The sequence below is a fragment of the Rhodoplanes roseus genome (assembly GCF_003258865.1).
Classification (GTDB): domain Bacteria; phylum Pseudomonadota; class Alphaproteobacteria; order Rhizobiales; family Xanthobacteraceae; genus Rhodoplanes; species Rhodoplanes roseus.
Window position 1 is genome coordinate 1 of the sequence record NZ_NPEX01000913.1, and the last position, 252, is coordinate 252.

The 252-nt window shown below is 62.7% G+C and carries 1 pseudogene; it reads left to right on the plus strand.

Annotated features, from left to right (window positions below):
* Positions 1-252: pseudogene (locus tag CH341_RS35005) on the plus strand (FAD-dependent oxidoreductase); the annotation flags it as partial.

Consider the following 252-nt stretch of genomic DNA (forward strand, 5'->3'; position numbering starts at 1 on the left):
TCCATACGCTTCGGATGTGCACGCGGCAGAAGACCGAAGAGATCGCAGCAGCCCTTGCCGGGATCATCTCCGACAGCCTGGAGCAGCATCAGGCGCTCGCCGAGGGAACCGGGGCTGAGAGTTTCGTCGTGCCGTGCGAGTACCTCTACGCTTACAAGAACCGGCGCGATTTCGAAGCCTCCTCGTTCGGCTTCGGGCTGCGCCGCAAACACGGCTTTACCTGGCGCGAGCTGAACGACGCCGAACTTCACC